The organism is Sulfuricurvum sp., from assembly GCF_036279695.1.
Lineage (GTDB): Bacteria > Campylobacterota > Campylobacteria > Campylobacterales > Sulfurimonadaceae > Sulfuricurvum.
Map to the genome: position 1 here is coordinate 1 of NZ_DASUIQ010000062.1, position 5,122 is coordinate 5,122.

General features: G+C 45.7%; 5 protein-coding genes. 4 read left to right on the forward strand and 1 reads right to left on the reverse strand.

All coding sequences use genetic code 11. From position 1 onward, the window contains the following. Window positions 1-850 (reverse strand): tRNA guanosine(34) transglycosylase Tgt (tgt, locus tag VFW36_RS06005; protein WP_329657905.1); only part of this gene is annotated, 850 nt, incomplete at its 3' end. 102 nt (window positions 851-952) lie between these two features. Here tgt and hemL point away from each other — a divergent pair. From hemL to VFW36_RS06025, 4 genes are all read left to right on the forward strand, one after another. Beyond that, a complete protein-coding gene (gene hemL, locus VFW36_RS06010) occupies window positions 953-2,236 on the forward strand; it encodes a glutamate-1-semialdehyde 2,1-aminomutase (protein WP_329657906.1) in 1,284 nt (427 codons plus the stop codon). Next, window positions 2,236-2,532 (forward strand): AtpZ/AtpI family protein, encoded by a 297-nt coding sequence (locus VFW36_RS06015; RefSeq protein WP_329657907.1) that lies wholly within the window; start codon window positions 2,236-2,238, stop codon window positions 2,530-2,532. The genes hemL and VFW36_RS06015 overlap by 1 nt, the downstream gene beginning before the upstream one ends. Before the next feature lie 3 nt (window positions 2,533-2,535). Then, window positions 2,536-2,961, forward strand: a complete 426-nt coding sequence (locus VFW36_RS06020; RefSeq protein ID WP_329657908.1) for a hypothetical protein — start codon at window positions 2,536-2,538, stop codon at window positions 2,959-2,961. Window positions 2,962-3,039: 78 nt separating this feature from the next. Continuing rightward, complete coding sequence (locus VFW36_RS06025) at window positions 3,040-4,974, forward strand: PAS domain S-box protein (RefSeq protein ID WP_329657909.1); 1,935 nt, start codon at window positions 3,040-3,042, stop codon at window positions 4,972-4,974. The last annotated feature ends 148 nt before the right edge of the window (window positions 4,975-5,122 follow it).

Genomic DNA, 5,122 nt, shown 5'->3' on the forward strand with positions numbered 1-5,122 from the left:
ATAGGGTTCCGTTGCGGGCATTTCGTGTCGGCATAACGCAGTCGAACATATCGACGCCCCGCTCGATGTTCTCGACTAAATCTTCCGGTGTTCCGACCCCCATCAGATAGCGGGGCTTGTCGCTCGGCATGAGAGGTGTCGTGTGCTCTACCGTATCGTACATGAGGTTATTGGCTTCGCCGACCGATAACCCGCCGATCGCGAATCCGTCATAATCCATCGCACACAGCTCTTCTGCCGATTGGGTGCGGAAATTAAAGTCCGTCCCCCCTTGGATGATGGCGAAGATATTTTGATTGATCCCGATCCCTTTGGTTTGGTTATTGCGGTGGTAGTCGATTGATTGCTGCGCCCACTGCGTCGTTCTCTGAATCGAGGTTTTGATCCGCTCTTGCGTTGCGGGAAGGGCGACGAGATCGTCGAGGATCATCATGATGTCACTGTTGAGATTGTTTTGGATGTCGATTACTTTTTCAGGGGTAAAAAAGTGTTTGCTTCCGTCGATATGCGAGCGAAATTCGATCCCCGATTCGGTCGGTTTGGAGATGTCGCTGAGGCTGAATGCTTGAAATCCGCCGCTGTCGGTCAAAAAGCTGTTGGGATAGGTGGTAAATCCGTGTAATCCTCCGAGCTTTGCGATGGTTTCATCACCGGGACGCAAATAAGTATGGTAGGTATTGGCTAAAATGATTTGAGTATCTAAGAGATCGGTCATATCGGACATATCGAGTGCTTTTATCGAACCTACCGTCCCCACCGGCATAAATATAGGGGTTTGTATCGTCGAATGTGCCGTGGTGATGGTACACGCTCGTGCTTTGCCGCAAGTGGCATCGACCTTAAATTCCATTCAAAACCTTGTTTTTTCATTATTTTACCGTACATTAGGTTTATAGGCAACTCCAAAGCATTTACACTCTATAATACCGAAAACATATATGCAGGAAATCTTATGAGCATTGAACACTCTCAAGCAGCCTTTGAAAAAGCCCAAAACCTTATCCCAGGCGGTGTAAATTCCCCCGTTCGTGCGTTTAAAAGCGTCGGGGGAATTCCCCGTTTTATTGCACGCGGAGAGGGTGGATACTTGGTCGACATCGATGAGAACCGTTATGTCGATTATGTCCAAAGCTGGGGACCGTTGATTTTCGGACATCGTGATGAATCTATCGAAAATGCGGTGATCGAAGCGGTCAAACACGGTCTCAGTTTCGGTGCACCGACCGAAGCGGAGTCGGAGCTTGCGGAGCTTATCATTTCTATTTACGATTCGATTGAAAAAATCCGTTTTGTCAGTAGCGGAACCGAAGCGGTGATGAGCGCGATCCGCCTTGCTCGCGGATTCACTGGGCGTGATGACATCGTCAAGTTTACCGGATGCTACCACGGTCACAGCGATGCACTGCTCGTTCAAGCGGGTTCAGGTGCCGTGACATTCGGAACACCGAGCTCTCCGGGGGTACCTGCGGACTTTACCAAACATACCCTTCTAGCCGAATACAACAACATCGAAAGTGTCAAGCAATGTTTTAAAGATAGTCCGGGGATCGCCTGTGTCATCATTGAGCCGATTGCAGGGAATATGGGACTCGTCCCCGCGACCAAAGATTTCCTTGCAGAACTTCGAGCCGTGTGTGACGAGTACGGCGCACTGCTGATTTTTGACGAAGTGATGAGCGGATTCCGTGCGTGTTTGCATGGAGCGGAGAGTATTACGGGAACCAAACCCGATTTGGTAACGCTCGGAAAAGTAATCGGGGGCGGTATGCCGGTGGGTGCGTTCGGCGGACGTCGCGAGATTATGGCACATTTATCTCCTGAGGGTGGTGTGTATCAGGCGGGAACCCTGAGCGGAAATCCTGTGGCGATGGCGGCAGGTCTTGCATCGATCAATAAACTCAAAACCAATGCCCGTGTATTCGGAGTTCTCGAAGAGCGAGCGAAACGTTTGATGAGCGGTTTTGCCTCTGCGGCTGCGAAACACAATATCGGATTGCAAACCGATGTTCGCGGTTCGATGTTCGGGTTTTTCTTTTGCGATACAGCGGTCGGTAATTTCGCCGAAGCGTTGAAAAGTGATACCGCACGTTTTGCCTGTTTTCATGCCGCGATGTTGGATGCAGGGTTTTATTTTGCGTGTTCACAGTTTGAGACCGGATTTATTTGTACCGCTACGACCGATGCGATGATCGAAGAGACGATTGCCGCAGCGGATAAAATTTTTGGGGAGCTGTAATGGAAAACGAAGAACAAAAACCCCGTTTAAAACCGATCATCGAAGGGGCTGAAACCCTTTCATTAGGTATTTCAATGGTAGTTGCAATCTTGATCGGGGTTGCTATCGGTTTAGGGCTTAAAAAACTCACAGGGATCACGTGGCTCTTATGGGTCGGTGTCGCCATCGGTATTGCCGCCGCTGTTTTAAATGTCTACAAAGCCTACAGCAAACAATACAAAGAGTTCGAAAAGTTAGCGAAAGACCCGCGCTATAACATGGGAAAAAGCGCTGATGACGATGACGACGAGGACTAATGTATGATTAGTTTTGTAGTCGCGATGTTCTCTTCGATGCTTATTGTTGCAGGATCGCTTTATTCGTATCGAAATATGATTCAAAGCCGCGTCGAAAGCAGCGAAATTGACGATTTCAAAGATGCGATTGATGAGATGGACGATCCGTATGACTTGTACGAAGAGGAACGTGAATCGGAGATTACCGACATTAAGCAGATGATAAAAGAGGAAAAAGCGCGTCAAAAGGGCAATATCATCCAAAACACGACCCAAAATGCTTCGGCAATGGTTTCGCTTTATCGCTTGGTTCCCTATGCTTTTTTGATTTTAGGATTTATTGCGCTAAATAACAGCCATGCCCTATCCATACTCCCTTATTTGGTCGGATTAGCGGTTGGAATACCTATCGGGTATTTGATTTCAAAACGTCTTTTTATTTCGAACTGATCTCTATTTTATAAACATAAATCTCTTTGTCTGAATGGATATGCTACAATTTAGTACTATCCTTAAAAAGGGCATGAGATGCTTCCATTTGACTCCTCTTTCGTCGATCATGAACTTTTCCGAGAAGGTCCCGTCGTCATTTTTGTATGGAAAAATGAAGCGGGCTGGCCAGTTGAGACAGTTTCCCGTAATCTGCATAAACTCTATGGTTATATGCCTGATGAGTATACAAGCGGAAAACTAATGTATGCCGATCAAATTCACCCCGATGATATTGCACAGGTGGCATTCGAAGTCGAAAAAGCGGGTAGTTGCAGTGAATGCAGCTCGTTCGATCATAAACCCTATCGTTATCGTGACGAAAAAGGGGATTATCGATGGGTCAAAGATTCGACACGTATTATCAGGGATGACGATGGAACGATTACCCATTACATCGGCTATCTTGTCGATATAACCAACGAAGTGGCGTTAAAAGAGGAAACAGCTCTGTTAAAAGAGCGGTTGGATTTGGCATGGACAGCGACCAACGACGGACTATGGGACTGGATCATCGATGAGGATGTCGTCTATTTTTCCGATCGATGGAAAGAGATGATCGGATATGAACGCGATGAGTTTCCCAACGAATCGAGTGCATTTTTTGAGCACATCCATCCTAATGATCGTGATCGGGTGCAAAAAGCGCTTGAAGAACATTTTGCCGATCCTGAACACCGTTTATATGAGGTCGACCTTCGTATCCAATGCAAAGACGGCAGTTATAAGTGGATTCAAAGTCGCGGTAAAACATCTCTAAACCCTGATGGAACGCCTCATCGGATGGTTGGAGCACACACTGATATTACAGTACGTCGATTACTCGAAGAACAAAAAAACAATGAGCAAATGCGTCTCTTTTTTGAGCGCCAGCTTGTCGGAATGGCAATCACGTCCCCCGAAAAAGGGTGGCTGAAGACCAACGAAAAACTCCACCGAATGCTTGGCTATACTCACGATGAACTGACCCATCTTACATGGGAAGAGATGACCTATCCGGATGATTTACCTCGCGATCTCGAGCAGTTTGATCGACTCTTGAGGGGCGAAATCGATGAATATATGATTCAAAAACGGTTTATGCGCAAAGATAAACATATCGTTTATACCAATCTATCTGTCAGCTGCGTACGTCGTGAGGATGGATCTGTTGATTATGTATTAGCACTTCTCGAAGATATAACCACACGCAAACAGGCAGAAGAGACGATTAACGAACTAAATTTGACGTTGGAGCGACGAATCGAAGAGAGAACGATAGAGCTTCAAGATGCACTTTCATTTAATGAAGGGATCATCAATGCCATCCCTGATTTGCTATTTGAACTGAACAAAGAGGGGACGTATTTAGGGATATGGGCACAAAATCAGGAGTTATTGGCCGCTCAAAAAGAGATGCTTCTAGGCAATAATATCCGTGATTTCCTCGCTACCGAAGCGACCAAGAGCGTTATGGAAGCGATTGACGAAGCGGATAAAAAAGGGTTGTCATTCGGTAAAACGATTCGTATCAATGTGGCGAACGGTGAGAGATGGTTTGAACTTTCTGTTTCTAAAAATGAGTCAGACGGAGCATTTCTTGTCCTATCCCGCGATATAACGGAGCGAAAAGAAGCAGAACTGCAAATGAGTCTTCTGACCTATTCTCTCGATGCCCTTTCAGATACCATTCTTTTGATGGAAGAGAACAGTCCACTTTTTGTTTATGTGAATCATGGCACTTGTCGAAAATTAGGATACAGCAGGGAACAGTTGATCGGAGGGATGGGGGTATTTGATATTGATCCGGACTGGAGCCCCGAGGAATGGGCTGAATTTTGGCCGAGACTGCAAGCACAGCGAGTTATGCATTTCGAGAGCCGCCATCGAACCAAAGAGGGGCGTATTTTTCCGGTTGACGTTACATCTCACTATGTTGAATATGAAGATAAAGTTTATAACTTGGCAATCTGCCGAGAGATCGTCGGACGTTAATAATGATAAATAAAGTTAATATATTAACTATGTGTTAACACAAATAGGTTTACAATTTTTACGTACTAAAATCGTAACAAAAAGAGATAAAAAGGATTAAGATGAATAACTCAAAAATTGTATCAGCACTGCTTAGTGTAGCAGTATT

Bases quoted from the DNA above. Each gene is read 5' to 3' on its own strand.
- hemL (WP_329657906.1), top strand. From the start codon at position 953: ATGAGCATTGAACACTCTCAAGCAGCCTTTGAAAAAGCCCAAAACCTT.
- VFW36_RS06015 (WP_329657907.1), top strand. From the start codon at position 2,236: ATGGAAAACGAAGAACAAAAACCCCGTTTAAAACCGATCATCGAAGGG.
- VFW36_RS06020 (WP_329657908.1), top strand. From the start codon at position 2,536: ATGATTAGTTTTGTAGTCGCGATGTTCTCTTCGATGCTTATTGTTGCA.
- VFW36_RS06025 (WP_329657909.1), top strand. From the start codon at position 3,040: ATGCTTCCATTTGACTCCTCTTTCGTCGATCATGAACTTTTCCGAGAA.